We start from the raw sequence: 26,561 nt of genomic DNA, 5'->3' as shown, positions 1-26,561 counted from the left end.
GCCCGCTTTCGCGGGGAGCATCGGCAAAAAGCCTGCGATTGAACTCGATAGCGGGCTTGACTATTTTCGGATGGCGGCTACAAGGCAGCGCTCGCGGCACATGAGCCGCCCGCATCGCGCGGCACCAGCTGCGCCTGCTGGGGAATAGGTTAACGGTAGACCCACGGACTCTGACTCCGTTAGTCCTGGTTCGAATCCAGGTTCCCCAGCCAAACTGGATTCCCTCTCGATAAAGCTGTCTGCTGTGCTCCCATTGTTGCGCTGGTTGCGACCGTTTCCGCAAGGAGATCAAACGGTTGCCTGAAGAAAGCGTGAACCTCGCCCTGGTTCCATTGGCAGTTCGACAGCACGAGATTCAAGAGCCGCTTTTTCTCGTGCACAGGCTGTTTCGCAAACAGTCGGCTGGCGTTGCGCGCCAGTTCCAACAGCCGTATCCCGTCCTCCATGTATGATTCTTCGGCACTGCCATGCCGCTCTATCTCGCGAAGCAGGCGCGTCTGTTCGGTTCGCCACTGTGCTGACATACGGTCGTAGAAGGCGTTGTCGATGCGGCCATCGAGCTTGTCGAGGTACATGGCGTGCAGCCGATCCTCGAGCCGCTTGTACTCGACCTGGCATCGATGGATCGCCTGTTCATGCTCGCGGCGCTCGTCGGCATGGCTGGCCATGAGGGCCGCCCTTACCCATTCCAGTATCTCTTCGTCGAAATGCAACCGGTCGAGCAGACTGGCGAATGCCTGATCGAGCACTTCCTCTCGGACATATTTGCGGCGGCAATCTGCGTATCCGCCCCGACCTCTGTTCGAGTGCCCCGTGCAGTGATAGTAGACGTATTTGCCCTTCTTGATCTCCGCCACTACGGCGCAGCCGCATTCGGCGCAGGTCATCAGGCCGGTAAAGGCGAACTCGTTTCCTGTCGGGTGTGTTGGCACCGCATTGCGGCCCGTCAGGATGCCTTGGACCCGCTCCCATAGTTCGATCGATACGAGGGGTTCGTGCTTGCCCTGGTGCAATTTGCCGTCCCACTGGAACAGTCCCGTATAGAGGCGGTTGCGCAGGATCATATGCACGGTGCTGACCGGAACCGGATTGCCGCTCTTGGGATAGATCAGCCCATCGCCATGGGCTGCCTTGGCCAAAGCCTTGAGCGAATACTGGCCGGTGGCGTAACGCTCGAATAGCTGTGTGACGACTGGAGCCAGTTCAGGATGCGGCTCGATAACCTTTCTGCCGTCCTTGCCCGTGGTGTTGACGTAACCCAGCGGAGCCTTAGTCGGCCAGATGCCCTGCTCCGCCTTCTCCATCTGCCCCTTGCGGGCTTCTTCCGACAGGTTGTCGATATAGTTCTTGGCCATCAAGACCTTGATGCCGTGCATGAACTTTTCAGATGAGCGCGAGTCTCGCGACAGCGTCACACCTTCTTTCGCAAGGTGGATTTCCACATCCAACTCATCGAGAGTCACCCAGTCCTTCAGGTTGCGATAGAGGCGGTCGGTTTTCTCGACCAGGATACTTCGAATGCCGGGATGCTTTCGCAGATATTTGACCATCTCGGTGAAGTTGGTCCGGCCGGTGGCCTTGGCCGTCTCAACGTCGATAAACTCCTCGGCGATGTCGAACCGATGTTGCAGGGCGTAGTCGCGCAGCAGCTTGCACTGCGCCGGGATGGAGAAGCCCTCTTTCTCCTGCTCCTTGGAAGAGACGCGCGCGTATAGCAGCGCCTTTACAAGGCCTGCGGGCTTGGCGATCGGGGCAATTCGCTGGTTCACCGGGGTGCCTCCTGTTTCATCGCGCCGTCGCACAACCGAAGGCCATCAGGTAAGCATGAAGCGCCAGCTATTTGCCTCGGTCAATTCGTTCCCATTCGGCAAGGATGCGAAAGAAGCCGCCGATATTGTCGACGATTTGCCGTGCATCCTCCGTTGATAGCGGCCGCCCCATGCGAGGCTCGAACAAGCGAGCCGTTCGTTCCAGGAACGCCTCGTCAACGACGCGCTGGCGCGAAAACAGATCGGCCTGGGCATCGCGCCTAACGCCGTGTTTTGCAGCGCGCCGCGCCGCCTTCACGTTTTCTGTCCCGAGCATATCTGCATCGGGACAAGGATGACCGAAATCGCCTCAGCGCCGAATGGCCTTTGTGTGCGCCTACGTATCCATTTCTACTCTGCATCAACACCAACGACCGGTTCCTGACCAAGCGGGAGGTCAGCGGCATGCGTTTCGAGACCGATCAGATCGGCGGCCGTGGCTTGATACCGCCGACAATCCGCCTGAACGATGGATCGACCAGGCTGCAGGAGCTGCACACTGCCGGCGATTCCCTTCAGGTCACGAAGGATCGACTCGATGTGTGGCCAGGGAAAATCCGTCGGATCGTCGATGTCGCGATCGGCGCGGACGACCATTTCGAGCTTGGCGACAACGCCGAGAAGCGAGTGTGCAGGCGTAAGGGGAAGTCTGTCCTGAATTTTCAAAGCCGCTGTCGCGGCCTCGACTTCCGCTTGGTAGGCGATCAAGTAACCAACCTTTGCATCCGACGCCGCCGATGAGGCGGCGCTGAGAAGGCGCGTCTCCAAGCGTTGTTGAAGGCGGCAGAGAACTTGCGAGACATGCTGCGCCCGCAACCACTCTCGTAGCAGCACAAGCGCAGGGTCTGCCTCCTCGGAAGCAGCTCCATTTATGGCCCCGTCGTCGCTCCCCCCTAGCGTGACGTAAGACAAAGTCGTGCTATTGTCGGAATCAGCCATGATCCGAGCTCCACAACAGCTTGCATGTGGCCAGGCCGGGTAGGTGTTGCGTCACCCGCCCGGCCGCCTAGTTGAAATCGAGACTACACAAAGTGCAGCAGATGATCAATCAAAATCACCATATTATGGTGATTTTATGAACCCGGTGCAGTGCCGCATGGCACGAGCTGCACTGGGGTGGGGTGTTTTAGAGCTTGCTAAGGAGGCTGGCATCTCAACTCAAACGGTTGTGCGATTTGAACGAGGCGAGACGTTGAAGCAGTCCACAATAGTTCAGCTTAAATCAACGTTCGAAGCTGCGGGAATTGAGTTCATTGCCGAAAATGGTGGCGGACCTGGCGTGCGTCTGTCACGCGGTACCGCAAACAGTTAGGGTGAAGGCCACCCATGCCAGCTCCATTGCGGATTATCGGTATGCCCATCAGTGTCAGCAATGCGGCCCGATGACGGAAGTTGCATGCTCCGCGGCACGCGCCCGAAAGCAGACGACCATCAAGCCACTTTTTTGCGGCGTTAGTGCGCAGCCAGAAGCCAACTCTCTATATAGATGGCACCATGCCATTCAGCCGTACGATTGCTGCTTTGCAGCGCCGATTATGCTGTGATTTCACTGCGACGCTATCTATGCTGGCGCTCGTTCCCGCGTATTGTGCGGCATGCAAAAACAGAAACTGAAACCTGAACACGTTTCGTCGGTTACGCCATCTGCCTCGCAGGTCTACGCGATCGAGCCGGTTGCGACTTCGATTTCGCGATTTCCCACAACCCGGTACTATGGAAGTAAGCGGAAGCTTCTTCCCTGGGTGTTTGATAGCGTGAAACTGCTGGAATTTGATACGGTACTTGACGCGTTTGGCGGCACCGGCAGCGTATCTCAGCTTTTTCGGACCATGAGGAAACGAGTCGTCTACCATGACGCTTTCCATTTCAACACTCACGTGGCCAGGACGCTATTGACGGAAGACGCCACGATCACCAAAGAGCGCTTGATTTCTATCATCAATGCGGTCCGGCCTATCAGAAGCACGGTTGCCCAAAATTTCGAGAACATCTTTTTCCTTCCACCGGAAAATGAATGGATCGATGGCTTTGCAACGCAAATCGGCGAAATGACGATTTCCGACGCCGACAGATCATTGTTGTTCTATCTCCTGTATCAGTCGTGTTTGAAGAAGCGGCCATTCAACCTTTTCCACCGGCCCAATCTCGCGATCAGAACGGCAAGCGAAGTCAAGCGATCCTTCGGTAACGCGGCGACCTGGGACAAGGGTTTCCGGGAACACATGTTGCAAGGATTCGCCGAGCTACTTGCATATCGCAGGGATCGGCTGCCCCCGGCTACGGTACTTCCAGCAGGCGACGTCTCTCTTTTGCAGCCTGGGTACGACCTAGTCTACTTAGACCCGCCGTATGTCGCGAAAGATGAACGGCGCAACCGGGACAACTACTGGCGGCGGTACCACTTCCTGGAAGGCCTTTCGAAGTACGGTGAGTGGTCGAAGCTGATCGAGCCGGGCTCCAGTATCGGCATGATGCCCGAGCCAAAACACTTTACCGATTGGTCCCGCAAAAAACATTTCAAGGAAAAGCTCTTCGACCTCATCGATCGCAACAGGAATTCGACGGTGGTGCTCTCCTATGTGAAGGCGGCGTACCCAGACGATACCAGCATCCGCGAGTTCTTCGAGAGCAAGTTTGCTAACGTATCGGTCCATTCAACAGAACACAGCCACGCCCTTAGCAGATCGAAAAGGCGAGAATTGCTTTATATCGGAGTGCCCAAATGAGGTCATTCGAGCAGCTGACTGCACTTGTACCATTGTGGATGATCCTGGTCGCATTTTGTCTTATCTTGACTGTGGGCTCTTGGTACTGGCTGGCCTACACAGATGATCCCCGAATGATGGGCATTGTGAGCGGCCTGTTTTCCGGCATGGTCCTGTATGTATTCGGCCTTATCACGCAGGTCACGGCTTTTAATAAGCTCGAACATTATCGGGCGATGGGTGTAGAGGCTCTGCTTGAGAACAGACACGAAAAGTCCTACTACGGACCTTTACTGTCAGGCGCCCGCGACACCGTGAAAGTCATGGGTGCTTCGGCCACGCGATTTATCGACGACTTTATGGATGCCGATGCGGACGATCATGTCCTGCTTGACCGACTTCATTCGAACAAGCGACTTCAAATCCAAGTGCTGGTCCCCACCGACGATTTCATGTCACGGGACGCGAAGAACCGTTACAATGCGAGGTCGGCACAGATCGATCAGCTGAAACACAAATTTCAGGGCCGGTTTGCAATCAAGCGCTTTCCCCATGAGGCGCGCCATAGCTTTGTAATGGTCGACGGCGCTTTCGTTGGCGGTCCTGTTTTCGACGGCGACAAGAGTAGACACGCGCCTGCCGTTCATGTGATCGCAGACAAGCCATTCGCAACCAAGTACCGTGATTATTTTAATGACAGTTGGGACAAGAGTGCCGACGGTTAACATCGAGATCAGTCCGCGCGTCCACATTGGCCTGATCTCCATGCATGCGGGGGCTCCGAGAAAAAATGGCGGTCTTGGGTTCGCTGTCGAGGGTCCTACTGCGTTAATAAAAACGACATCCTCGCAGAGATCAGTGGTGCTCGACCGCAGGCAGAAGCCTATGCATGGACAGGAGATTGAGCGCCTCCGGGAACAACTGGAACATATAAAGCAACAACTCGAACTTTCCAGCGCGGGGACATTTGAAGTCACCGGGTCACTGCTAACCCATTTCGGGATGGGCTCGGGTACAGCCATTAAGCTTGCGTGTATCGAGGGCTTACTCGAAATCAATCGTCGAACTGCGCGACCGGAGGAGCTGATTACGCTCTCGCGCCGGGGCGGGACTTCTGGTGTCGGAATATCAACTTATTTTTATGGAGGCTTTGCGTTCGACTTAGGCATCGCAGGCGGCCTTTCGCACCAGTTTGTTCCTTCGTCTATGGGTGCTACCGGCGCCTTGCCACTTCAACTGCACCGCCAAAACCTTCCAGAATGGCCGCTGGGTTTATGCTTACCGCGTAAATGCGAGCCTAAAACGCAGGAAGAAGAGATCGATTTCTTCCGCCGGTCGACCCCTTTGCCTTCGGCCACGTCGTTCGAAGCCGCTTATGTGGCCGTATTCGAGGTTCTCGCATCGTTGATGGAGCAGGACTATCCGTCGTTCTGCCAAGCGATCAGTGCGATGCAGCAAACCGAATGGAAAAGGCTCGAACGAGCGGAGTACGCGCCGCACATCGATCGTACTGCCAAAGCGCTTCGCGAACTCGGGGCCGATTGTGTGGGCATGTCGAGCCTTGGTCCTTTGCTCTATTTCTTTGCCTCGCCCGATTCACTCAAACGAGTTTATGCTCACAGCGAGCAGCTTGACGCTGATATCTTCTTGACCGTTCCCAAAAACAGCGGAAGGCGCATGACGAGTTCTTAAATGCTGGCACTGACCTTTTTCACGTCAAATCCAACGAAACTGGCGCACGCACGTTATCTCGCAGAAGGCGAGCCGATCAACGTCCTTGGTTTCCGTCAGCGGACCTACCATGCTGGTTACACAGAGCCTCGGCTGCAATCACGCGAAGATCTGCTGAAGGCCAGCTACGAAAGTGCCGTCCAACAAGCGCGGAAGGCAAGAATCTTGTCGCCCCGCCATTTTTTTATTCTCGAAGACACATCCGTGACGATCGACGCGCTTAGCTCCGCAGCTGAGGAGGTTCCTGGTCTAGATGTAAAGTATTGGATGCGCGAAACCACCTTCAGTTCCCTAGATGCCTCAGTCCAAGCAGCGGGCGGAAATCGGAGAGCAGTTGTTAGATCGGATCTACTGCTCCACATCCCTTCTTACTATCGGAAGCTTTGGCAAGTAGGTGAATATATTGTATTTACCGGCGAGCAGTCGGGAGAAATCGTCAAGCAAGAAAAGACATTCACGACGAATGTCATATATCCGTGGTTGGATAATCAGACCTTCAATAAGTGGTTTGTGCCCGACGGAGCGTCGGGGCCGCTTGGGAGCTTGTCGATCGTCGACGCGAACAAGCACGATTTTAGACGTAAGGCGTTCAATAAGCTTTTCCAGTTCCTCAGAGAACGAAAACTCCTTCGATTCGCCACACCACAGCGTCATCTACCTTTGCAACGGGACATGAACTACATAGTTTGTGGGTACACATGTGCCGGGAAGACTACGGCCAGTCAGTATCTAGCTAGGTCGTTCAACTATCTTCACGTCGAGGCGAGCGACTTCATGCATCTCGCTTACTACATGCGGCACGATGTTCCGGATCATATCTCAATAGGTGATTTCGCGGAGCAGGCACTAATAGAGAAGCCGGAAATCGCCGCTGTGGCAATCGCCAAGTATTTGGAGGCCGACTTAGAATCCCCATGCGTGATATCGGGGTTCCGATCGATTACCGAGATCGACTGGCTGGTCGAAAAGCTTGGTGAATATGGAAAGCAATTCCGTATAGTTTTTGTTAACAGTTCCGAGGCAGCTCGATTTGGCCGAATGGTAAAACGTAGTCGGTCAGGGGATGTCAACGATATTGCTCGATTCCGATCCCGGGACGAGCAGCAGAAACGAATGGGACTTGAGGTCATCGCCAGGCATCCAAGGACCGTCGTCTGGGAAAACGATGGTGATCTATCGGAATACCTCAAGGAAATCGAAAACGACGTCGGCCGCGATCCTCTCGGCGAACCCGATCTAAACAGATGGCTGCCAAAGCTAAGCCAGCAACCGAAGTTCAAACTTGAAGAGGCAATCCTCATCGCCCTTCTGACTCGCTGGGCGGATGACGAGAATCGCCCATCGTTCACGACGTCGGAGATCGCAAAAATCATCAACGAATTGCTGCCTGAAACGTCGCAAAAACATAAAGACAATGTCAGTCGATACTTCAATCAGGACTTCTACGCGTACTACGAGGTTGAGATTGATCCCGTTAAGGGAACAAGGCGATATCGTCTATCAAACACAGGTTATGGTAAGGCTCTTCGGATGTTGCGGGAGCGTGCTCAGGCCTCAGAGCCTGCCCGCTAGTTCGCGAAGGCTTTAGGCAGACGATTTGCACAGACGCACATGCCATGAAAGGATGAACCAGCCGCAGTCAGGTAGGTATCGAGGGTATATTGTTCGGCGCGTAAGTTTGCTGGGGCGTGGGGTGATCGCCACATCACCCCACAGCACTCCAATGAGGGAAGCAGTTTGATGAAGGACCTTGATCTTATAACCGTGTGTCAGGGGATCGTTGCCGTCAAAGATAACGCGCTTGAGCTGTTGGACGATGCAAAGATTCTACGCGCTAACGGCAAGCTGGCCCGAGCTTATGCTGCGGCCTACATGGCCTGTGAGGAGAATGGCAAGCTTTCCGTTCTGCTCGGCGCCGCAACTCAAATCATCATCGGGCGCCCTGTCGATTGGAAATCGACAGCCAAGCGGTTTAGGTCGCATGACTCCAAGGCCAGCCAGTTTATGGGCTTAGCAAATGCCATTCCGTTACTGGAAAGCGCTGTTAAACAAGGGCAGAAATCCGTCAGCATGAGCGAGGTGCTGTTCAAAGCACTCGTCGGTGTCAATGTGGGCCCCATGCTTTTCCAAGGACGGAACGCATCGCTTTATTGCGACTTCGTTGATGGGGTTTTTAAGCGACCGTCGGATGTGGTCACAAGCGAGATGGTGGATCGAATGATCCACGCAGCGGAAATCAACATCCGCGCTGCGACTGTGCTCGCATGCGACACAGCAGAGGCAACCGCAGAGAAGCTGAAGGAACGGACATCAGCTCAACGGCACGACTCGATTATGGACTCGACGCGCGAGTTTGTTGACGATGTCTATGCCAACCTGCCTCCAAAGCAAGAAATGGTGGCGATGATGAAAAAAGTTTACGCCCGCAAGGCCTCAACGAGTTAGCCGCTCACTAGCTGTAACGCTCTTCGCGTGCCGCCACGACGTAGCCATTTTCGGTCCCGTTCGGCGCCAACTAGCCGAGATCAGGTATGGGCCACAGTAGTCGTTGCGGAAACGCCGCGATCGGTTCGGCTGCGAATCGGCAGCTTAAGCCGGAACGGTAGCCACGGGCAGATAGTCCGCTTCTGGCCCGCTTACAGTCTTGACCTTGGTCAGAGTGGAGCGTTCATCGGAGGGCAGCAACGAGCTATTTGATCGCCATCAGTCGCTGTTTTTTCCCGCTTTAGTATGCCAGGAGACAGGATCAGCCACCCACAATGTGATATCGGACTCCCGCCAGCCCGCCCCGTTGATGCTGATCTTGATCTGGGCCGGGAACGTGCCTTCAGCGATTTTGCGATAGATGGTAGAGCGGGATAGGCCAGTCCGGTTAAGGACCGTTCTGAGTCGTATTATACGATCTGGCTCGGGCATAGCTCGCCTGCTCCTTGGTGGTCGTTGGTGGCATCTGCTGGAACCAGACAGGACAGCCAGCGAGGGGACGCAACAAGGTTCGTCGTCTCGTCCGTGATGGCGTATAAACGGCGGCGGATTGGCCGGGTGTCACAGCCCGATGCCCCGTCCCATGCTGATGCCGTGGTTGAACATCAGTTCCACACCAAGGCGGCGGCCGGATTCGACCTGAATGCCGAGCGCCTTCTTATGATTGGCGAGCAAGGATTCCAGTTGCGGATCGCGTTCGAGGCTTTTGGCCATGTCGGACATGGCCGTGCGCGTTGACTTGTAGCCCGCCATGTCGCCGGCTTGGTATTGGCGCTGGCTCGTGCGATCGAGCTTTTGCCAACGCTCCACGAAACGATCTGCGCGGCGGCTCGGATCGTTGTCCAGTCCGGTGCGGATTTCCGTCTCAAGCTGGAGAGCCAGCACGATGCGGCTGACGCGGCCGGCACCTGCCTCGCGGACAAGTTCGGGATTTTTCACATAGGCCGCTTCAGCATCGCGCCAGCCATACGGCCGCACCTTCTCGAAAGCGCTACGGGCATCCCTCAACTCGCGCATCTGCTCGGGACTGCTCTGCCCGTCGGCATTTCCAGTACTGAGGATCGCGTCGAGCGCGCGCGCGTGACGCACAAGCGCTTTCGTACGAGCGCTGCGCAACGCCGCTTCCCCGTCTGCCGGCAGATCCGTGTCGCGCGACTCTCCCGTGGCAAGATTTCCTCTGCCGGGTGTCCGGCCTGCATCTCCGATCTGCGCCGCAACACTTTCCCTTCCCGGCCCAGGTCCACGTTTCTGGCCGGGCTCCGCTTCTCCTGGCGAGCGCAACCCGTTGAGCAGCCCGCTGATCCTGTCGCGCAACTTCTCCGGGACGACCCGGCGCACGATCTCGACCACACGCTCGCGGAACGTGATTCCGCGCCGCTCGGCATAGCTCTGAGCTGGATCGACTTGCTCGTAGTCCGACGCCATGTCCTTGGCGCGGTCGCGTGAGAGCGTCCGGACAAGCCGATCGCGGGTCGCGAAGTCATCGCTGCCGTAATGCAGGTCCATCCCGTCGCGATGCCGCGACAGTGCGACGTAGCTGCCATGCGCATCCATGCCAGCTGTTGCGAGCACATGGGTCCGGTCAACCGTCATGCCCTGCGCCTTGTGAATGGTCGCGGCATAGCCGTGGTCGATGTGCGCGTAGTCTTTGAGGTCGAAGCGAACCGATCTGTCGTCATCGATGCGCACGGCCATGCTCTGTATGCTGACTTCCTCCACAATGCCGAGCGTGCCGTTCTTGACGCCAAGCCCGCGCTCGTTGCGCAGGAACATGACACGGTCGCCGCTGGCGAAGGCCCTTGCACCGCGTTCCACATTCACCTGAACCTCGTCGCCGAGTTCTCCGGCAGCGCGCATGCGCTCGCGCGCTGCCTGGTTGAGTACGCGTACTTCGTCGTTTGTATGGGTGAGAATGATCCGGCTGGCCTCTGGATGCACCTGCCTGTCGCGATCCCAGCGCTCGACGAGTTCGCCTCGCGCTTCGTCGCGCGTTGCCGCCTGATGCACCATGCCTTGCGAGTCGTAGGCGCTGATTGCAGAGCCGATCCTGCCGGTTGCCAGATCGCGCGTGGCATCACGCTGCCAGTCCTCGCGCTGGCGGCGCACTTGACCGATTTCGACGCCGCCATGTCTTTCGTGAATGGAGCGGAATGCAGCGCCGGCTTCGATCGCCTGTAGCTGCTGCGGATCGCCGACGAGAACGACTTTTGCGCCAGCGTCCGCCGCATGGGAAAGCACGCGCTCCAACTGGCGCGTGCCGACCATGCCGGACTCATCGATCACCAGGACATTGCGCGTGGTGAGCAGATCCCTGCCCTGTCCCCAGCCATGCTCCATACTGGCGATGGTGCGTGACGAGATGCCTGATCCGCCTTCCAGATTCTCGGCGGCAATCCCAGACAGTGCCGCGCCTCGAACCTCGTATCCCGCCGCTGCCCATGCCTGGCGCGCAACGCCCAGCATGGCGCTTTTGCCCGTTCCGGCAAAACCGACAACGACACCAAGACCGCGGCTATCGATGACGTGATCCAGGGCATCGGTCTGCTCGCCTGACAGAACAAGGCCGCGCTGCTTGGCATGCGCCAATGCCTCCTCGCGATCTGGGTCACTCACAGCATGACGCTCCCCCCCAGCCATGCGTTCCGCCGCGTAATACAGCCGCTGTTCGGTCTCGATCATCTGCCGGGTGGTGAAGCGATCTTCGCCGCATCCGTCCTTGCCGAGTTCGACTAGGTCGGGCGCGTTACCGATCGCGCCCATGACATCATTGAACTGCTCCATCCCGTCGCTGTGACGATGCGCGAACTTCGCAATGTCCTTTCGGGTGAAGGTCGATTGCTGTTGGGTGATGGCATCGAGCGCCAGGGATGGATCGGCAATGATGCGCACGCCATTGTTGCGCGCGATCTCGCGATGCAGTTCTGCGCGATCGGCTTCAATATCGCCAGCAGCAAGGCCACTGCCCTCGATGCGCTGGGCTGGTGCACCAATCTGGGTTTGCGGCTCCAGGGAAATGCCCTGCGCTTCCAGACTGCGATGATCGATGCGCGCGTCGATGTCGAGTTCGGCCAGGCGTTCATTGGCCAGCTCCGCCCAACGCTCGCGCCAGCGCTCGACCATCTGGGTAGCGTTCCAGTCTCGAACCTTCGCCCCGAAACCGTTCTCATCGACTGAGCGCATGGTGAGCATGACATGGGCATGCGGTTTTGGACTGCCATCCTCCGCCCTGTCCCAATGCACATTGAGATCAGCGACCATGCCTCGGCTGACAAACTCGGCCTGTACGAAGTCGCGCGCCAGCTCGATGCTTTGCGCCTGGCTGAGTTCACGCGGGAGCGCAAACTCAACCTCGCGGGCGAGCTGGGCATCCTTGCGGACCTCGAACGCCTCGACATCGTTCCAAAGCCGTTCGCGGTCGCTCCAGGCCCCCGGTGCATCCTCCGGCAGCATCACCTCGGAATGGACGACACCACGTTTGGCTGAAAAATCATGGCTGCGTTCAATCCGCTCATCACGCAATCGCGAGGCCGAGCGGTAGGCGGCCGACGCCACAACGCTCGAGCCTGCCTTGCGGCCAATGACCTTGACGTGAAGATGATAGATCGCCATCGCGACCAGATCATTTGCACGGCAAAGCGTACGTCGGCACGACGTATAAGCGCGCCCTCCCTCGAAAAATTCTCGGGAGCGACCAGCCCGTCCCGGGCTGTCTCGGCAACCCTGAAGCCTTCCGGCAGGCGCTCCCCTATCATCCTCCGATCGACAACCGACGGAGACAGCCATGCGCAAACAGCGAGACTTCGACGCCGAACTGAAGGCGCTGGAAGAAAAGGCGCGCGAGCTCAAAATACGAAAGGTACAGCAACTTGGCGAACTGGTGATCGCCACCGGCGCCGATCAACTCAGCACCGACGAACTGGCCGGCGCACTAGTCGCAATTGCCGAGACGAAAGACACCTCAAAGCGCGAGGCATGGGTCAAGCGTGGGGTGATGTTTTTCGAGAGCCGGTCCCGGCGAACTGCTTCGGCATCTCAGCGCAACCCACGCGGCGCTCCAGCGCAACCGGTCAGCCCACAATCGCCGGCAAGCGGCACAGGCTCGCAATGATATGCGCACCTGGCAGGTCGAGCGTCGCAAGCGCACACGGCTGCTCATCGAACTTGGTGGGCTCGTCGTCAAAGCAGGCATTGTCAAGCTCACCAATGACGATCGCGCCACGATGTACGGCGCGCTGCTCTGGATTGCCGAGAAGCTGCAGAGCCATGAAGGCGAGCAAGCGCGCGACCTCTGGGTTGCGAAGGGGAAGCAGGCGTTCAATGCGGAAAGGCATGAAGGGGGAAAGGATCAGCGAACTTAGCGGCGCTTGCGCTACGCCGCGGCCCCGACGTCAAATATCTCGAACCGGACTGAAGGAAAGCAAGACCTGCACTTGTTGCTGCGCCCCTGGTGGAAGAGCTGAGGTCGGCGGAGCCTTGCGAAAGCTACCTGTTCCAGGTCTCAGGCCGTCGAGTAACAAACTTCGGAGATCACCGACACAACTGATAACCCACCTTGGCATGGCGCCCACCCGGTCCAGAGCAGCGCAGCGCGGCCGGATTGAGCAGACCCCGTCGCGCCGTTGCCCGGCAGACCAGACATTACGCAGCCAAGCCCTTAGCCTTCGCCTGTGCATGCAGAAACGCCACCGCGCGACCGGCATGTGATGCAGCGGTGAATATCGCCCGCGTGTCGTCCTTCAAGACCTTCAGCCAGCTTGCGACATAAGCTGCATGATCATCGCGCGTCTTGGGGGTAAGCTGGAGATCGGCGCACAGAAAGGCCGCGCCAAGTTCCGCCACCAGCTCTTCCAGGGCCCTCATCGCCAAAGCGCTTGCGGCCTAACTCCCGGTCAAGGCGCTTGGGATGTTTCGTCCATGGCCATTATGCCGATAATCGGCATAAGGGGCATTATGCCGTAAGTCGGATTATGCTGCATGCCTGATTTTGGCCACTGTTGAGCTAGCGTTCAGCGATGCGACAGTTAGGCATAATCAGAGCGGTTCGAGGGGGGCGAGTATGGATGTTTTGCGAAGGTCTGGTTACAGGCAAGCGACCTAGGAAGCGGACTAGGGCTATCACCAAACGTGTTAGCGGACAGGAAGTTGTTTCTCTCGCAATGTCTGCCAGCGCCGACGCAACTCACCATCGCGTAGGGAAATGGCCTCTTCTGAAACCTCCACCGCCACAATGCGATCGGTGCGGAAGTGCCGAAGGTCCTGCCGCAGTTCACACCAGGCCACCAGCAATCGGCTGGTCTCGGAATAACCGAGAATGACCGGCCACACAGTGCGCGTTGTCGTCTCATCGGCTTTCGAGCGATAGCGAAGACGCAGCTTTCGTCCGTCGCGAATTGCCTGGCGGATAGGCGCAATATTGATGGTCTCGTTCGGCGGCGATTGCACCGGCCGTATGGTCATGCTTGGTTCGGCGATGAACGGCCGCAGTGCATCGGGAACGACGGCAGCGATTTTGCTAACGACATCGCTAGCAGCAGTGGCGATGAGCGCATCCGAATGAGAGGAAACCCATTTGGCGCCCAGAACGATGGCTTCAATCTCGTCTGGCGTGAACATGAGGGGCGGCATGTCGAACCCAGGATGGAGAATATAGCCGAAGCCGGCCTCACCGGTAATCGGCACCCGCTGGCCCATGAGGTCCGCGATGTCGCGGTAGACCGTGCGCTTCGAAACCTCCAGTTCCTGCGAGATAGCAGCGGCCGTCACCGGCCGGCTGCTGCGCCGCAGGATCTGGATGAGCTGAAAAAGACGGTCGGCTCTGCGCATATGCTGACTCCTGCTGCCATAATGCTGGCAACAGCGATGTGAGACAAGCCTGTGAAGATGCGGCAAAGGCATCGCCATCTAGGAGTTTTTCATGAAATTCGCATCCGCTCGCATCATCGCCGGCGACATCAAACAGATGGTCGCCTTCTACGAAATGGTCACCGGGGTCACGGCAAACTGGCTGGCGCCGGTCTTTGCCGAACTCGTCACCCCTGGCGCAGTCCTTGCGATCGGCTCGGTGGAGACTGTATCGCTCTGGCAGGAAAACAGCGCCCAGCCAGGAGATAACCGCACTGTTTTTCTCGAGTTTCAGGTCGATGACGTTGATGCCGAATACGCGCGCCTCAAGGATAGCGTTCCCCTTGTGCATGAACTCAAGACCATGCCTTGGGGCAACAAGACATTCCAGTTCCGCGACCCGGAAGGAAGTGCGGTATCGCTCTTCATGCCGGCAACGGAAGATGCCAAACGCCGGTTCATAGGACGATAATCAGAACGACAGATAGGGTGCGCGAGCGCCCCGCGCGCAGTAGGCAATGCAACAATGGCAAACATGGCGTCGCAGACGTAGCGCTTTCCGTCATCGAGTCGAATGACTGCTATCAGGATATCTGGAACTCGATGGCGAACGTCTGTGCTAGGGTCGAAAACTGCCGCTAGGCTGGAAAACAGATATGGATTTGACGTGAAGATTGTCGCTCCAACAACATGGAGCACAAGAGACGGATATATCAAACCAGACTACCTGCCTCGATCCCCACTTCACGTCGTTCGAGGAAAGTCTTTCTTCCAGGACTTACAAACCTGACACCCCTACGAATTATCGCTACCTGCTTCGCGTGGGCGGCAATCGGCGTCCCAACTCGACAGCAAGGTCCGGCGTCAAAGCCGACGGCGCAATGCCCTCGGCCTCGAGCAAGCGGGCGAAGCGACCGTGATCGTCTGGAAGGTTAGCGGCTGGCTGCGGCGTTGTCATTGTCCGCTGGGCCCTCGCGGGTCGTCGGGGTAGACGATTCGGCCCTCTTTCTTTCCACGCAGATTTTCATTGCTTTCCCGGCGGTCTTGCCGCGACGGTAGGCACTCGGGTTTGTAGGGTGGAGTTGGGCTGGTGGACGTTCAAGCCGACCATGGTCGGGCGAGCACCGCTAAAAAGCTTGTCCATGCAGCGCTCCTAAACGCGTTTCCCATCAATGCCGCTATCGTCACCCCCAGTTCGACAGCACTGGGAGACCCCCCTCGACGGTGCTGCGGGCTGTGAGGGTCGGGTCGCTGCGCAGGCAGAGCGCGCTGAGCTGCCGAGCAACTTCGAAACCTACCTTCTGCGACAGCGCGGCCTCAGCCCGCGCATGGTCTATCACGTGCTCCGGTTCGCGGATGCTTTCTCGATCATCGCTTCGGCGACCATATGCTCGATCTGCCCGCTCTGGCGCGCGAGATGTCGTGGCATTCATGGAGCACCTTCTGACGCGCAAGCGACCGTTCCGCGACAAGACACCAGCCACGCATTTGCGCAGCTTCTTTCAATATCTGTTCCCCCAGGGCCTTACGACTACGCACCTGTCGCTTTGCGTCCCTCGGGTGCATTAAACCCTGGGGCGCAAGACTTCCTCGTCATCTGTTGCCTGACGAGGTGGAGGCAGTCGTGGCCTCGCAATTCGCGGCGCGATGCACGCGACTACGCCATGCTGCTGATGGCCCGCCTTGGCTTGCGCGCGCTCGAGGTCATGGCGATCCTACTCGACGATATCGACTGGCGCGCCGGAGAACTGCTGGTTCGCGGAAAAGGCCAGCAACATGATCGGCTGCCTATCCCGCCGGACGCCCGTCGCCGCGAATGCCTCCCTCAATATCGTGTTGATGACTTGGCTATCCTTGAACGAACAGTTGGGTGCCCGATGCGTTTGGCGAAACGGTTTCGATCAAAGAAACCATCGCTGCCGTCCGCGAACAGGGTCCCAATCTCACCGAGACCGATTGCCAACTCACCGAATGCATCATGTACGAGGCGATATTGCTTGGCCGGTTCGTCGCCTTCGACATGCACGAATAGATGCGCACGCATGGCGCGCTATGGTTCTCGCCGCCGGTCTCGGTGAAGACCCGCCAAACGGGCGTCCGCTATGAGGTCAACAACGTCCAGGCAGCCGCCGAGAACCTGCTTGAGTGGCCCGAGCGTGGCCGCCACTGGAATAAGGCGTTGCAGGCTTGCCTCGATCTGACCCCGCCGCATTCGAGACGGCGGCACGCAAGGAAGGCATGCTGCTCGATTGATAGCAGGGCAATTCGATCGGGGAACGATTCCCTCCCGGGTGAGTTCCGCCCTTGAGGGCCGGCCCCCAAGGGATGCCACTGCTCAATGTCTACGCTCAACGAATCTCCCCAAATCTTTCGGCAGCTGGCCACTTCAGAAGGTTTCCGTCGGAGGTTGCGCAAGCAGCTGGACTTGGGCGTTGAACTGACGCTGCCGAAGTCCTTTACTGAATTGCTAGGGGCGCTGGATCAGCAGGAAGAGGAACAGACGCTGGCCCGCAGGCACTGAATTCTCAGCCTACCCAAAGAAAAGCCCATCGCAGCTAATGAGGGTAGGCGACGGGCTTCCCGCGATCGCCCTAGCGACGGAGTTCATATCCTCACCGCCAGCTTGCTGGCCTGGGACTCCTTGGAACAGTGCTGGGGGCTATGAGGGTCGAGTCGCCGGGTAGACGATTCGGCCCTCATCCGATTTGATCACTCGGATGCTCGGGACGGACGAATGGGAAAAGGCTTGGGATAGTCGCGAGCAACGGACCGACTTATTAGGACAGATCGACGAGATTCACCAACGAAGCGCCGACGTCGCGGCCATAGAACAGTTTGTCGGGAAGCGACTGGCGGACCTCTTCCCGAAAGTCTTGCCTTCCGCAACGACCGGGGCGCCCCAATGTTCTCTTTGTTTCTGGCCATATCGAACCCCGAGCCGAAGGCTATTGGGCTGGCAACCAAGATCGGGAATCACATTCTCAAGGCGTCGATGGAACGGGCATCTCGTCATAAAGGCGACCGTTGAAAGTTCGGCCGGCTGCTTTCTTATTCTTCCCGCCCGCCGCCGTCGGGATCATGCTGGAGCTTCTGGGACGGGTGCTCCCCGTCCTAGGTGTCCCCTAGGCCCGGCGGCTTACCACTCCCCCGAAGATACGTTGGCTGCCGGGCCGCCCTTCTACCAGCCATCAGCGCGCATTCCTCGTCGCCGCTCTCTTGGCGCCGCCGAAGCGCCGATCGCGTCTTGGCGCCTCGCTGTGGCCCGATGTAGGTCCCACGGGACGCTGGTGCTATGCTTGCGTAAAGCGTGGGAGCAACAAATGGCCTACACTGTCATCTGGTATGGAGTACGGGGCATTATCGACAAGGTGACCTTTGACGCTGAGAAAATGGCGAAGGATCACGCAATCACCATGTTCCCGACTCGAAAGGGTGACGATGGAGTAGTGTCGGTCGAAGTTCGCAAGGACAACGGCGCTGTCGTCTTCAGCCACGCGGAGAATTAGGAAAAGCTCTCAGGCCAAAGGTTGCGGCCTATGCCGCCTGCCTGCGAACCGCCTGCTGCCTATCCAGGGGCAGCTTGGCGAACTGGCGGACGGTGATCCCGCAGCCCAAGGCCAGCACTGCGGCATGCCGTTTCTCGCCCCGCAGACGGCCAAGGCGCGCGTATTGCCATTCGTTGGGCAGGCGATAGTTGCCGACGAGAGAGCCCGCTTGCGTTGCAGCCTCCAGTTGCGCAATTCTGCTCATGCGAGTCTTTTCGGGGGATAGACAATGTTTCACGACATTTGCCTGGAAGCCTATCGTCTGGGCGGGGTGGACGCAGTCAACTCACTCCTCAAGCAGCAATTTCCGGCCGATGCCGATCGGATCCGCGCTATGGAAGATCTTGAAGACACTGGTTATTGGTCGATCTCGTGGCACGAGAAAAAGCATCCCGACGGCGGGATTTACCGCGACTTCGGAAATGTGAGGGAATACCTAGCCGACGAGGGAGAGCATTGATGGTCCGTTTGTTGCACGAAGCGTTCCAAATGAGGGCTTGCAATTATGCCCGCCAGCTTATGGGCAAGGCGTCGAACCCTTGCGCTGCTTCGGCGTCATCGCATGACTCGTGAACTGTAGATTCCGGTCGTCGCGGCCGGCGGCACGGCACTCGGCGCCGCCGGCGGCCAGGACGGTCGCAAGCGCCAGCGCGGTGAGGATGAGCGAGGCGATCGAGGGGCTCGACGCGCGACCTGGCTGCCACAGGAACAAATGCCGGGCTCGCTTGTTGATTCCGTGAAGGGACCTCAGCCCGCAAGGAAACGGGACGATGCTTGAACTTGTCGTTCTCGAAATGGCGGTTGCAAGGCAACGCGCGCAGCGAGCCGAGCGCACCCTGAAGCAGGCCACGGCTATGCTCGACGAAAAGCACGGCCTCGCGGTCAGCCTTGCACTGTGCCGCCGGATCCGAGCCGGCCAGGCGAGAGCGAAGGCAGCCAAGCGGCGGCGGCTGAAGATAACGCCGCCGACCGCCCATTGAGGAGCCGATACCATGACGACGATGATGTTCGCTCCCCTCGATTTCGACCACCGCGAAGAGCGCTCCGATCTGCACCGGGCAGCGCGGCTGGAAATGCTGCACGATCGTCTGGCGAAGCGTCTTGACCGTATTGAACGCGCTGCCGATGAGGTCGAGAAGGCGGCATCGCTTCTGGTCGACGTCACGCATGGCAAGGCGACAGAGGCATTTGAAGACGCCATTCGCAGCAATTCGTCGGCGGCGTTCCTGCACCTGGACGCGGGGCAGACATTGGGCATGTGAAGCGAGCCGGGCTGTCATGTGCCCCTCATGGCTTCGAGCATTTCGCCTCGTCGCGCCCTTCCGGCCAGCGCCGCCACCATTCTCGCTCGAGTACGCTTGCCACAACGTCGCCGGCCGGCGTCCGTTATGATCGGCTTGGATGGTTGGAGACGTCCTCACGATGGGCTCGGCCAAGGGAGAGGAACGCCAACCGTTCAAGTTCTACGTGTGAGTTCGAATTCCCACGTGTGAGTTCGAACGTTCTTCACGTGGCGCCGAAGTACGAGCCGTGAAAAGGCACCGAAACCCCGCCGGTACGCTTCAGCGGCCCAAAGCAGGAAAGAGGAGTTGCTGCCGACTCGGCATGTGTCGTTGTCGGCCGGCGATGTCCGCTTCCTGGCTTCTGCCCGTTGGTCGGAAATGGCCGACATTCAGTCGGCAATTTGTCGGTCCACCCGACACCTTGGTCTCATCGACAGCGGCAGCTCTCCAGCGGACTATGACTGCCGCAATTGAAGCGGATTGCTAAACAAGGAGAAAGATCATGAGTCTCATCGATAAGGCTCTAGAGGCCAATGAGCGGTATGCCCAGGGGTATGACTCAAAGCTGGGGGCGCACCCTCGGCCCAAGATTGCGATCGTAACCTGCATGGATCCGCGGCTCTCTGACCTAGTGGGAATCTTAGGTTTGAACAATGCCGACATGGACGTAATTCGCACTGGCGGTCCGGCTGTAACAGATGATGTGATGGGGGAACTTATTGTGTCCACCCGGGTACTGGGCTCAGCAGAGATTATGCTGCTCAACCACACGGGCTGTGGATTCACGAGCTTTACAGACGAGGATTTGAACACAAAGTTCAGCGCGCAGACTGGCGACGCAACGCCGGCGCCTATGCGATTCTTCTCATATAAAGATCCTGAAAACCACACGAAAGAGCAAATAACGAAAATTAGATCGCACCCATGGATTGCTAAAGACGTTCCCGTGCGCGGCTTTATTTTTGATGTCGACACCGGTGGTTTGACGGAAGTGACGGTGGAAAGCGAGCAGTTGTCAGAGCGGAAATGAATATATTCGCCAGCGGTGGTGGAGAGGGCCCATCCCGCCGTGGACCGAGTGTGGAGTAAATGGTGCCGTAGGTCGCGGCTAGTGTGGAATTGACTTGCGCCGCATCCCCGACGTCCGATCCGTCCAAGCGCCGCGTGAGAGCGGTCGTTGGTGAGCCGGGCCCGCGGAGGAAGCAATAATCTTGCGCTCTGCTAACTCTGTCGTGCCAGTTGGGCCATACCGTGTTCGAGCACCTCGGGTCCAGCGACCAACGGTCGTGCGACGAGTGCCACCTATGATAATTTGATTTGGTGCTCAAGGCGGGAGCTTCCTGAAGTTGCCTAGCGCTGCTGGCGGGTGTACCGAATTGGCCGGTCATGCCGGGGTCGGCATTTGTGGCGACTGCCGCCCAGGAGCAGCCTGGAATCCTACGCGGCCGAAGGCTTCGACGGGAGACAGGCGGCCAAATGGAAATGGACATACCTCAACTTACGGCGGATCTCGCTCGCGCTAACGAAGCACTCCATCGCGAAGTGGCCGAGCGACGGTTTGCGGAGGACGCGCTTCGGGCCAGTGAAAGTGAGCTGCGCCTGACGCTCGACACCCTTCCAGCGGGCATTATCGTAGTCTCTCCAGAGACAGGAATCATGGACGCAAACAAACGGCTTCTGGGATATCTCGGGTACACGCTTGAGATACTGAAGCAATGGACGACGACCGATATGGTCCATCCCGACGACTTCGGTGGGACGTTGAAGTACTTCCGAACGTTCATGACCCTGGATCGAGAAAGCCGGTTCGAAACTCGGATACGACGATTCGATGGCGTCTATCGATGGTTCCAGGTCCGCAACAATCCGTTGCGAGACGCCGATGGCCGCATCCTCCGCTGGTATGGGGTGCTGACCGACATCGATGATCAGAAAAAGGCGGAGCTAGCGCTGCGCGAAAGCGAGGGTCAACTCCGGCTAGCGGTGAACACCACCCCCGGCCTGATCGCCACCTTCGCGCCGAGCGGTGCCGCCGAAGACGTCAACGCCCAGTTCCTTGAATATCTCGGCCAGACGATCGAGGAATTTTCGAACTGGCCGACGAACGGCACGGTCCATCCCGCCGATGTCGAACACCACGTTGAAGTCCTGAGGGGATCTTTCCATTCAGGACGTCCGATCGACACGGAAACGCGACTGCGGCGCTTCGACGGGGCGTATCGCTGGTTCCAGGTCCGTGGTCTCCCAGCCAAAGATGCCGATGGACGCATCATCCGCTGGTACTGTCTGATGATTGACATCGACGATCGCAAGCATGCTGAGCAAGCCCTCGCGGCCAGCGAGCGCAACCTGCAAGTCACCGTCGATGCCATCCCGGCATTGGCCTGGTCAGCACATCCAGACGGCGCGGCCGACTTCTTCAATCAGCACTATCTCGACTATGTCGGGCGATCGCTCGACGACTTAGCGGACTGGGGCTGGACGTCGGCAGTGCATCCAGAGGATTTGCAGCGATTGGGTGCCGCATTGGAGAAAGCCCGGGAGACCGGCTCGAGCGCCGAGTGCGAGGCGCGGCTATGCGGTGCCGACGCCAAATACAGGTGGTTCATCTTCCGAGCGAGCCCACTACGCGACGAAACCGGAGCGGTCGTCAGGTGGTACGGCATCAATACTGACATCGAGGATCGCAAACGCGCCGAAGACGAGTTGGTGAAAAGCGAAGCCTCGCTCGCGCATGCGCAGCGCGTGAGCTCCACCGGAAGTTTCGTGTGGATCTTAGCGACAAGGGAGATCACGTTCTTTTCGGAAGAACTCTACCGGATCTTCGAGTTCGATTCGAGCGTGCCGATTACCGTTGAGCAGATCGCCACCCGGGTCCATCCCGACGACATCCCGCTGCTGACGACTAAGCTTGCAGAGGCGCAGGCCGGTATTGTGGATCACGATTACGACGTTCGACTCCGCATGCCCGACGGCCGCGTCAAATATCTGCGCACAGAATCGCGCCCGGACACTCAAGTTGACGGGCAGAAGATCTTCGTTGGCACCATGCAGGACATTACAGAGCGGAGATTGGCCGAGGAGGCTGTCAACGAGCTGCGCACAGAATTGGCGTACGTCTCGAGGGTCAGCACCCTTGGGGCGATGACGGCGTCGATCGCTCATGAAGTTAACCAGCCGCTTTCGGGTATCATTACTAACGCCAGCACCGGACTGCGCATGCTCGCGTCCAATCCGCCAGATATCGAGGGCGCGCGCGAAACCGCGCGGCGCACAATCCGCGATGGCAATCGCGCCGCCGAAGTCGTCAGCAAGCTGCGCGCCTTGTTCAGCAAAAAAAGTGAGACCACCGAGTCAGTCGACCTCAACGAGGCTGTGCGAGATTTGCTCGCACTGACGACCATCGAGTTGCGGCGAGGACGGGTGGACCTCGAGGTTGATCTCGCGCCTGACCTGCCGAAGATCGTTGGCGACCGTGTGCAGCTTCAGCAGGTCGTGTTGAACCTTCTTCTTAACGCGGCTGATGCTGTGAGCGAGATCGAGGATCGACCGAGGCGCGTCACACTCAGCACCGCAATGGACGAAGACGGTCAAGTGAAACTGACGGTAAAGGACAACGGCGTAGGTATCGACCCGGAGAGTATCAATAGAGCCTTTGACGCGTTCTATACGACCAAGCCGACCGGCATGGGCATCGGTCTATCTGTCAGTCGGTCAATCATCGAGCATCACCGCGGCCGCATCTGGGCAAGCCGAAACGCCGACACGGGGGCGAGCTTCTCGTTCGCGATCCCGCAGCCTGCGGTGCAGGTTGTTCCAACCGAGCCCGCAGGGCACACGCCACAAGGAGCGAAGGCATCCCACGAAGGAAGCCCCAATGCCTAAGCGCCCCTCGTGACAATCATCGATGATGACGAGTCTGTGCGCGAGTCTTTGCCTGATCTGCTGAAAGTGCTCGGTTACCCGTTCAGGCCTTTCCCTCCGCACAGGCATTTCTCCCCTCGAAAGACCTCGAAAGACGCGATGCCTAATCCTCGACATCGCAATGCCCGATATGACGGTGGCCGAACTGAGAACCGAGCTCAGGCGTCACGGCCACGATATTCCGGTGGTGTTCATTAGGGCACATCGAGACGAGTCGATCCGCCCGTTACTAGGCGGTCGGGACGCGGTTGCATGTCTATTCAAGCCAATTAGCGAAGCCGCTCTCGTGGAGGCGCTCGATAGAGTTTTTTCAAAGCTAATTTAGAAGACGCCGTGTCTCGCCGGAGGTGGAGCGGAAAGGATCGCAAACTCTGAGTTTTCGCTCGGCATGCGATGAATGTGTGAAACCCGAATTTCGCAGTAGATGTGGCATCACCGAAGCATGTCTTGCTTATGCGCGGCTGTCCGGTTGCGCCTGACGGCTCCGAGGCCGAGCAATCGCTTAGCCAGAATGAGAAACGGCGCGGCGACCGCGAACAGCAGGACGAAAGAGAAGAAAGCTTCATCGAAAGAGATAACCGCGGCCTGCCTGTCGAGCGCGTGCTGCAACAATAAGACCGCTCCCTTTGTCGATGCAGTGCTGTCGACACCGTTTGACGCCAAAGCGCTCGCAGCAGCCCTCAAGCGCTGGTCAGCCGCGGGATCGCCACTGAAAACGTGGGCAACCAGTATCGTCCGGTTATACGCATTCTGGTGGTCAATATATGTTTGCAGAAGGGCCGTGCCGGCCAAACCACCAACCTGCTTGCCAAAATTGAACAGGCCAATGCCGAACGGAAGCGCGTCGGCCGCAAGCCCCTGGAGGGTGATCATCGTCAACGCCATGAACAGAAGACCAAGACCGAGTCCGCGCAGGAGCAACGGAACGGCCAGGTCCGCCGAACCGCTGCCGCTCGTCGAACCAGACAGCAGCCACATGGCTCCGGCGAAGAGCAAAATTCCGAATGGAGCAAGCATGATCGCACGTATCCCCGCCTTTTCGATCAGAAGGCCCGACAGCAGAAGTGCCAGCGCAAGCGCGGCTCCGCTGGGCAGCAGAAGCACTCCCGCGCCCGTGGCGGTGAAATCGAGCACGGTCAGGGCAAAAGTGGGAATGAGATAGGCGCTGCCAGAAAGGGCAAAGCCAGCAAGCAGGCTGGCGAGAAGTCCGAAGCGGAAGTCCGGATCGCCAAGTGGCGAGATCGGCAACAAAGAGCCTCGTGGACGGAACCCGATTTCGCCGATAGCCAGAAGGCCGACAGACATGACACCGAGCGCGGCAAGGACAGCAATGTCGGTGTCATCGAACCAATTGAACCTGCTGCCCTGCAGCAGGACGTAGGTCAAAAGCGTGGTACCGATGCCAAGCAAAATTACCCTGCGGATAGGAAGCTTGGCATCTCGCCAAAATGTCGCGTCACCCTCCGCCGCCAGCAGGATAAGGGAGGCGAGGCCCAGCGGAATGTTGGCCAGAAATATCCAGTCCCAGGTGAGATGGTCGACGAGCCAACCATGGAGAGCAGGCGTGATTGTCGTCGGAGCCATCACGGCGCCTGTAGCAAAAACGGCCTGAACGACCGGCTGGTGTCGATGCGGAAACCGTAAAAACAGTAAGGTCTGGCCGGCGACCAGGATTGTGCCACCGGCCAGCCCCTGGGCAACGCGGCAGACGCAAATCCAGACGAGATCGGCCGACAATGTCATTGCAGCGGAGGCCAGAAGAAGGATGACAGCCCCTGCGCGCAAGCAGGCAGTAGGCCTGACCGCTCTGACAAGGAGTGGAGCGACAAGGAAGGAAGTCAGCTTAGCGGCGATGAAAACAATATCGATCATCGCCAGTCCGTCCGGCGTTGCGTGGGTGTCGCCAAGCAGGCCGATCCGGCCGATGGACAGAGCAGTGGATGCGATCGCATCCATGAGCGCGGCCAGTACAACAGCGCCTGTTACGGATAAAGCGCGCAGCCGCGCGTCGAGAAGGTGCTGCGCCGACCGCTTTTCGACAAGGTGGGTCACTGTATTGGTTGTCCGTTCGCGATTCCGCCGGTCTGTGGTTTCAGCGCCGCCGCCCAAGTGTCTCCGGCGCTGACGGCGATAGCAACACGAGCCGAAAGGCCAGGAACCAGGCGGCCGGGCAAGGGGTTGCGCATTATCCTGATCTTGACCGGCACGCGCTGAACGACGCGGATGAAATTTCCCGTGGCGTTGTCCGGCGGCAGCAGGCTAAATGCCGCACCACTGCCGGGAGAGAAGCTGTCGACGACGCCGTCAATTTCGAGGTCTGGATACTCGTCGACAGTCACACGTACCCGTTGCCCTATGTTTACCTGCTCTAGCTGCGTTTCCTTAAAATTCGCGACAATCCAAACGTCTTTTACAGGAACAATGTCCAACGCCGCAGTACCCGCAGTGACATATCGCCCGACACGTATCTGACGATTACCAACAATTCCGTCGATCGGGGCCTTCACCACCGTGTTGGACAGGTCGAGCATAGCTAGGTCGAGCGCAGCCTCCGCCTGTGATTGGGCTGCTTCCGCGCTGGCCAACTGTGCACCCAGGACGTCTAACTTCAGCCTTTGAGCCAAAACATTGGCGTCTGCGCCATCCACCGATGCTTTTGCTTTGTCATAAGCCGCCTGCGCATCTTGCAGTTTCTGATCGCTCGCGGTCCCGTTCCTCTGCAGGGTGACGTAGCGGTCGAGGTTGGAGCGCGCAAACTGCAGATCGGCTGCAGCTGATTGCCTCTGCGCGTCGGCCTGCACGATCAAGGCCTTCTGCAATGCAGAGGTGGCCACGATGTTGTCAACTTCCGCCTTCCTGGCGGCGGCGTTGGCCTTCGCCTGCTCCACCTTGGCCCGATAATCGTTGTCGTCGACTCGAAACAGGACAGCGCCCTTCAAAACACTCGCGTTGTCATCTACGTCGACCTCCACCACATAACCGGCGAGCTTCGGAGCGATACTGGTGATGTCTCCACGCAGATATGCGTTGTCAGTCGTTTCCTCGAAGCGGCCTATTGTGAACCACTGCCAGCCCCACGAAGCCGCCAGCGATGTCACGAAAAGGACAACGATGACGATTGCGATCCTGCGAACTCGGCTCATGGCTGCCTCGGCCTCAAATCGACGCACTCGCCGTCGATGGAGATGTTCGCGCCCCTGACAGCAAGACGATCGGTGATGTTGCAGATCGTGGGTGGCC

General features: G+C 58.4%; 28 protein-coding genes, 1 tRNA gene and 1 pseudogene. 20 read left to right on the top strand and 10 right to left on the bottom strand.

Annotation, left to right across the window (positions count from 1 at the left end; translation table 11 throughout):
- Positions 1-138: 138 nt before the first annotated feature.
- Positions 139-212 (top strand) — tRNA-Gln (locus tag LB565_RS05405).
- Here the strand turns inward: LB565_RS05405 and LB565_RS05400 are convergent.
- The 3 genes from LB565_RS05400 to LB565_RS05390 all read right to left on the bottom strand — a co-directional run bounded on the left by LB565_RS05400 (position 180) and on the right by LB565_RS05390 (position 2,747).
- The gene (locus LB565_RS05400) at positions 180-1,769 is read right to left on the bottom strand and encodes a recombinase family protein (RefSeq protein WP_224582127.1); all 1,590 of its coding nucleotides are present in this window, start codon (positions 1,767-1,769) and stop codon (positions 180-182) included. The two genes, LB565_RS05405 and LB565_RS05400, sit on opposite strands and share 33 nt — an antisense overlap.
- A gap of 67 nt (positions 1,770-1,836) precedes the next feature.
- Positions 1,837-2,085, bottom strand: a complete 249-nt coding sequence (locus tag LB565_RS05395; RefSeq protein WP_224582126.1) for a hypothetical protein — start codon at positions 2,083-2,085, stop codon at positions 1,837-1,839.
- 74 nt (positions 2,086-2,159) lie between these two features.
- Positions 2,160-2,747, bottom strand: a complete 588-nt coding sequence (locus LB565_RS05390) for a hypothetical protein (protein ID WP_224582125.1) — start codon at positions 2,745-2,747, stop codon at positions 2,160-2,162.
- 136 nt (positions 2,748-2,883) lie between these two features.
- Between LB565_RS05390 and LB565_RS05385 the strand changes: the two genes are divergently transcribed.
- From LB565_RS05385 to LB565_RS05360, 6 genes are all read left to right on the top strand, one after another.
- Positions 2,884-3,120, top strand: coding sequence for a helix-turn-helix domain-containing protein (locus LB565_RS05385; protein ID WP_224582281.1), 237 nt, complete (start codon positions 2,884-2,886; stop codon positions 3,118-3,120).
- Positions 3,121-3,403: 283 nt separating this feature from the next.
- Positions 3,404-4,534 (top strand): DNA adenine methylase, encoded by a 1,131-nt coding sequence (locus LB565_RS05380; RefSeq protein ID WP_224582124.1) that lies wholly within the window; start codon positions 3,404-3,406, stop codon positions 4,532-4,534.
- Positions 4,531-5,238, top strand: coding sequence for a hypothetical protein (locus LB565_RS05375; RefSeq protein ID WP_224582123.1), 708 nt, complete (start codon positions 4,531-4,533; stop codon positions 5,236-5,238). The genes LB565_RS05380 and LB565_RS05375 overlap by 4 nt, the downstream gene beginning before the upstream one ends.
- Positions 5,207-6,205, top strand: coding sequence for a beta-ribofuranosylaminobenzene 5'-phosphate synthase family protein (locus LB565_RS05370; RefSeq protein WP_224582122.1), 999 nt, complete (start codon positions 5,207-5,209; stop codon positions 6,203-6,205). Before LB565_RS05375 ends, LB565_RS05370 begins: the two co-directional genes overlap by 32 nt.
- Complete coding sequence (locus LB565_RS05365; RefSeq protein ID WP_224582121.1) at positions 6,206-7,816, top strand: non-canonical purine NTP pyrophosphatase; 1,611 nt, start codon at positions 6,206-6,208, stop codon at positions 7,814-7,816. It begins immediately after the preceding gene.
- Positions 7,817-7,984: 168 nt separating this feature from the next.
- A complete protein-coding gene (locus LB565_RS05360) occupies positions 7,985-8,689 on the top strand; it encodes an AbiV family abortive infection protein (protein WP_224582120.1) in 705 nt (234 codons plus the stop codon).
- Positions 8,690-8,947: 258 nt separating this feature from the next.
- On the opposite strand, the gene LB565_RS05355 is transcribed toward LB565_RS05360, so the two are convergent.
- Positions 8,948-9,160, bottom strand: coding sequence for a helix-turn-helix transcriptional regulator (locus tag LB565_RS05355; protein ID WP_224582119.1), 213 nt, complete (start codon positions 9,158-9,160; stop codon positions 8,948-8,950).
- A gap of 129 nt (positions 9,161-9,289) precedes the next feature.
- Positions 9,290-12,337 carry a Ti-type conjugative transfer relaxase TraA gene (gene traA, locus LB565_RS05350; protein WP_224582118.1) on the bottom strand — a complete coding sequence of 1,016 codons (3,048 nt, stop codon included), beginning with the start codon at positions 12,335-12,337 and terminating at the stop codon, positions 9,290-9,292.
- Between the two features lie 172 nt (positions 12,338-12,509).
- Here traA and LB565_RS05345 point away from each other — a divergent pair, with 172 nt between their 5' ends.
- Together LB565_RS05345 and LB565_RS05340 are read left to right on the top strand one after the other, a co-directional pair.
- Positions 12,510-12,836 carry a conjugal transfer protein TraD gene (locus LB565_RS05345; RefSeq protein WP_224582117.1) on the top strand — a complete coding sequence of 109 codons (327 nt, stop codon included), beginning with the start codon at positions 12,510-12,512 and terminating at the stop codon, positions 12,834-12,836.
- Between the two features lies 1 nt (position 12,837).
- On the top strand, positions 12,838-13,086 hold the full coding sequence (locus LB565_RS05340) for a conjugal transfer protein TraD (protein WP_224582116.1): 249 nt from the start codon (positions 12,838-12,840) through the stop codon (positions 13,084-13,086).
- 280 nt (positions 13,087-13,366) lie between these two features.
- Here the strand turns inward: LB565_RS05340 and LB565_RS05335 are convergent.
- Positions 13,367-13,643, bottom strand: a pseudogene (locus tag LB565_RS05335) (zincin-like metallopeptidase domain-containing protein); the annotation flags it as partial.
- A gap of 212 nt (positions 13,644-13,855) precedes the next feature.
- Positions 13,856-14,551: a helix-turn-helix transcriptional regulator gene (locus tag LB565_RS05330; protein ID WP_224582115.1), complete on the bottom strand. Its 696-nt coding sequence runs from the start codon at positions 14,549-14,551 to the stop codon at positions 13,856-13,858.
- Between the two features lie 91 nt (positions 14,552-14,642).
- Between LB565_RS05330 and LB565_RS05325 the strand changes: the two genes are divergently transcribed.
- The 5 genes from LB565_RS05325 to LB565_RS05305 all read left to right on the top strand — a co-directional run bounded on the left by LB565_RS05325 (position 14,643) and on the right by LB565_RS05305 (position 18,075).
- Positions 14,643-15,041, top strand: a complete 399-nt coding sequence (locus LB565_RS05325; RefSeq protein WP_140691910.1) for a VOC family protein — start codon at positions 14,643-14,645, stop codon at positions 15,039-15,041.
- A gap of 1,398 nt (positions 15,042-16,439) precedes the next feature.
- Positions 16,440-16,601 carry a hypothetical protein gene (locus LB565_RS05320; protein WP_224582114.1) on the top strand — a complete coding sequence of 54 codons (162 nt, stop codon included), beginning with the start codon at positions 16,440-16,442 and terminating at the stop codon, positions 16,599-16,601.
- Positions 16,602-16,877, top strand: a complete 276-nt coding sequence (locus tag LB565_RS05315) for a DUF982 domain-containing protein (RefSeq protein ID WP_224582113.1) — start codon at positions 16,602-16,604, stop codon at positions 16,875-16,877. It begins immediately after the preceding gene.
- A 30-nt stretch (positions 16,878-16,907) separates the two neighbouring features.
- The gene (locus tag LB565_RS05310; RefSeq protein WP_140691922.1) at positions 16,908-17,090 is read left to right on the top strand and encodes a hypothetical protein; all 183 of its coding nucleotides are present in this window, start codon (positions 16,908-16,910) and stop codon (positions 17,088-17,090) included.
- 799 nt (positions 17,091-17,889) lie between these two features.
- Positions 17,890-18,075 carry a hypothetical protein gene (locus LB565_RS05305; protein ID WP_140691926.1) on the top strand — a complete coding sequence of 62 codons (186 nt, stop codon included), beginning with the start codon at positions 17,890-17,892 and terminating at the stop codon, positions 18,073-18,075.
- Positions 18,076-18,103: 28 nt separating this feature from the next.
- Here the strand turns inward: LB565_RS05305 and LB565_RS05300 are convergent, their stop codons facing one another.
- A complete protein-coding gene (locus tag LB565_RS05300; RefSeq protein WP_224582112.1) occupies positions 18,104-18,319 on the bottom strand; it encodes a hypothetical protein in 216 nt (71 codons plus the stop codon).
- 24 nt (positions 18,320-18,343) lie between these two features.
- Here LB565_RS05300 and LB565_RS05295 point away from each other — a divergent pair, with 24 nt between their 5' ends.
- From LB565_RS05295 to LB565_RS05270, 6 genes are all read left to right on the top strand, one after another.
- The gene (locus LB565_RS05295; protein ID WP_224582111.1) at positions 18,344-18,574 is read left to right on the top strand and encodes a hypothetical protein; all 231 of its coding nucleotides are present in this window, start codon (positions 18,344-18,346) and stop codon (positions 18,572-18,574) included.
- 310 nt (positions 18,575-18,884) lie between these two features.
- A complete protein-coding gene (locus tag LB565_RS05290) occupies positions 18,885-19,094 on the top strand; it encodes a hypothetical protein (RefSeq protein WP_224582110.1) in 210 nt (69 codons plus the stop codon).
- Between the two features lie 12 nt (positions 19,095-19,106).
- Entirely contained in the window at positions 19,107-19,376 is a 270-nt protein-coding gene (locus LB565_RS05285) for a hypothetical protein (protein WP_224582109.1), read from the top strand.
- Positions 19,377-19,899: 523 nt separating this feature from the next.
- Complete coding sequence (locus tag LB565_RS05280) at positions 19,900-20,427, top strand: beta-class carbonic anhydrase (protein WP_224582108.1); 528 nt, start codon at positions 19,900-19,902, stop codon at positions 20,425-20,427.
- Positions 20,428-20,873: 446 nt separating this feature from the next.
- On the top strand, positions 20,874-23,282 hold the full coding sequence (locus tag LB565_RS05275) for a PAS domain S-box protein (protein WP_224582107.1): 2,409 nt from the start codon (positions 20,874-20,876) through the stop codon (positions 23,280-23,282).
- 160 nt (positions 23,283-23,442) lie between these two features.
- Positions 23,443-23,646: a hypothetical protein gene (locus LB565_RS05270; protein ID WP_318012120.1), complete on the top strand. Its 204-nt coding sequence runs from the start codon at positions 23,443-23,445 to the stop codon at positions 23,644-23,646.
- Between the two features lie 107 nt (positions 23,647-23,753).
- Here LB565_RS05270 and LB565_RS05265 read toward each other — a convergent pair whose 3' ends face one another.
- Together LB565_RS05265 and LB565_RS05260 are read right to left on the bottom strand one after the other, a co-directional pair.
- The gene (locus LB565_RS05265; protein WP_224582106.1) at positions 23,754-25,373 is read right to left on the bottom strand and encodes an MFS transporter; all 1,620 of its coding nucleotides are present in this window, start codon (positions 25,371-25,373) and stop codon (positions 23,754-23,756) included.
- A complete protein-coding gene (locus LB565_RS05260; RefSeq protein ID WP_224582105.1) occupies positions 25,370-26,464 on the bottom strand; it encodes an HlyD family secretion protein in 1,095 nt (364 codons plus the stop codon). The genes LB565_RS05265 and LB565_RS05260 overlap by 4 nt, the downstream gene beginning before the upstream one ends.
- Positions 26,465-26,561: the final 97 nt, after the last annotated feature.

It is taken from the genome of Mesorhizobium sp. CA14 (assembly GCF_020165195.1).
Taxonomy (GTDB): domain Bacteria; phylum Pseudomonadota; class Alphaproteobacteria; order Rhizobiales; family Rhizobiaceae; genus Mesorhizobium.
The sequence above is the reverse complement of the archived record's forward strand: the minus strand, read 5'-3'. Positions and strand labels throughout refer to the sequence as shown.

Bases quoted from the DNA above. Each gene is read 5' to 3' on its own strand.
- LB565_RS05395 (WP_224582126.1), bottom strand. From the start codon at position 2,085: ATGCTCGGGACAGAAAACGTGAAGGCGGCGCGGCGCGCTGCAAAACAC.
- LB565_RS05390 (WP_224582125.1), bottom strand. From the start codon at position 2,747: ATGGCTGATTCCGACAATAGCACGACTTTGTCTTACGTCACGCTAGGG.
- LB565_RS05385 (WP_224582281.1), top strand. From the start codon at position 2,884: ATGAACCCGGTGCAGTGCCGCATGGCACGAGCTGCACTGGGGTGGGGT.
- LB565_RS05380 (WP_224582124.1), top strand. From the start codon at position 3,404: ATGCAAAAACAGAAACTGAAACCTGAACACGTTTCGTCGGTTACGCCA.
- LB565_RS05375 (WP_224582123.1), top strand. From the start codon at position 4,531: ATGAGGTCATTCGAGCAGCTGACTGCACTTGTACCATTGTGGATGATC.
- LB565_RS05370 (WP_224582122.1), top strand. From the start codon at position 5,207: ATGACAGTTGGGACAAGAGTGCCGACGGTTAACATCGAGATCAGTCCG.
- LB565_RS05365 (WP_224582121.1), top strand. From the start codon at position 6,206: ATGCTGGCACTGACCTTTTTCACGTCAAATCCAACGAAACTGGCGCAC.
- LB565_RS05360 (WP_224582120.1), top strand. From the start codon at position 7,985: ATGAAGGACCTTGATCTTATAACCGTGTGTCAGGGGATCGTTGCCGTC.
- LB565_RS05355 (WP_224582119.1), bottom strand. From the start codon at position 9,160: ATGCCCGAGCCAGATCGTATAATACGACTCAGAACGGTCCTTAACCGG.
- traA (WP_224582118.1), bottom strand. From the start codon at position 12,337: ATGGCGATCTATCATCTTCACGTCAAGGTCATTGGCCGCAAGGCAGGC.
- LB565_RS05345 (WP_224582117.1), top strand. From the start codon at position 12,510: ATGCGCAAACAGCGAGACTTCGACGCCGAACTGAAGGCGCTGGAAGAA.
- LB565_RS05340 (WP_224582116.1), top strand. From the start codon at position 12,838: ATGCGCACCTGGCAGGTCGAGCGTCGCAAGCGCACACGGCTGCTCATC.
- LB565_RS05330 (WP_224582115.1), bottom strand. From the start codon at position 14,551: ATGCGCAGAGCCGACCGTCTTTTTCAGCTCATCCAGATCCTGCGGCGC.
- LB565_RS05325 (WP_140691910.1), top strand. From the start codon at position 14,643: ATGAAATTCGCATCCGCTCGCATCATCGCCGGCGACATCAAACAGATG.
- LB565_RS05315 (WP_224582113.1), top strand. From the start codon at position 16,602: ATGCGCACGCATGGCGCGCTATGGTTCTCGCCGCCGGTCTCGGTGAAG.
- LB565_RS05310 (WP_140691922.1), top strand. From the start codon at position 16,908: ATGTCTACGCTCAACGAATCTCCCCAAATCTTTCGGCAGCTGGCCACT.
- LB565_RS05305 (WP_140691926.1), top strand. From the start codon at position 17,890: ATGGCCTACACTGTCATCTGGTATGGAGTACGGGGCATTATCGACAAG.
- LB565_RS05300 (WP_224582112.1), bottom strand. From the start codon at position 18,319: ATGAGCAGAATTGCGCAACTGGAGGCTGCAACGCAAGCGGGCTCTCTC.
- LB565_RS05295 (WP_224582111.1), top strand. From the start codon at position 18,344: ATGTTTCACGACATTTGCCTGGAAGCCTATCGTCTGGGCGGGGTGGAC.
- LB565_RS05290 (WP_224582110.1), top strand. From the start codon at position 18,885: ATGCTTGAACTTGTCGTTCTCGAAATGGCGGTTGCAAGGCAACGCGCG.
- LB565_RS05285 (WP_224582109.1), top strand. From the start codon at position 19,107: ATGACGACGATGATGTTCGCTCCCCTCGATTTCGACCACCGCGAAGAG.
- LB565_RS05280 (WP_224582108.1), top strand. From the start codon at position 19,900: ATGAGTCTCATCGATAAGGCTCTAGAGGCCAATGAGCGGTATGCCCAG.
- LB565_RS05275 (WP_224582107.1), top strand. From the start codon at position 20,874: ATGGAAATGGACATACCTCAACTTACGGCGGATCTCGCTCGCGCTAAC.
- LB565_RS05270 (WP_318012120.1), top strand. From the start codon at position 23,443: ATGCCCGATATGACGGTGGCCGAACTGAGAACCGAGCTCAGGCGTCAC.
- LB565_RS05260 (WP_224582105.1), bottom strand. From the start codon at position 26,464: ATGAGCCGAGTTCGCAGGATCGCAATCGTCATCGTTGTCCTTTTCGTG.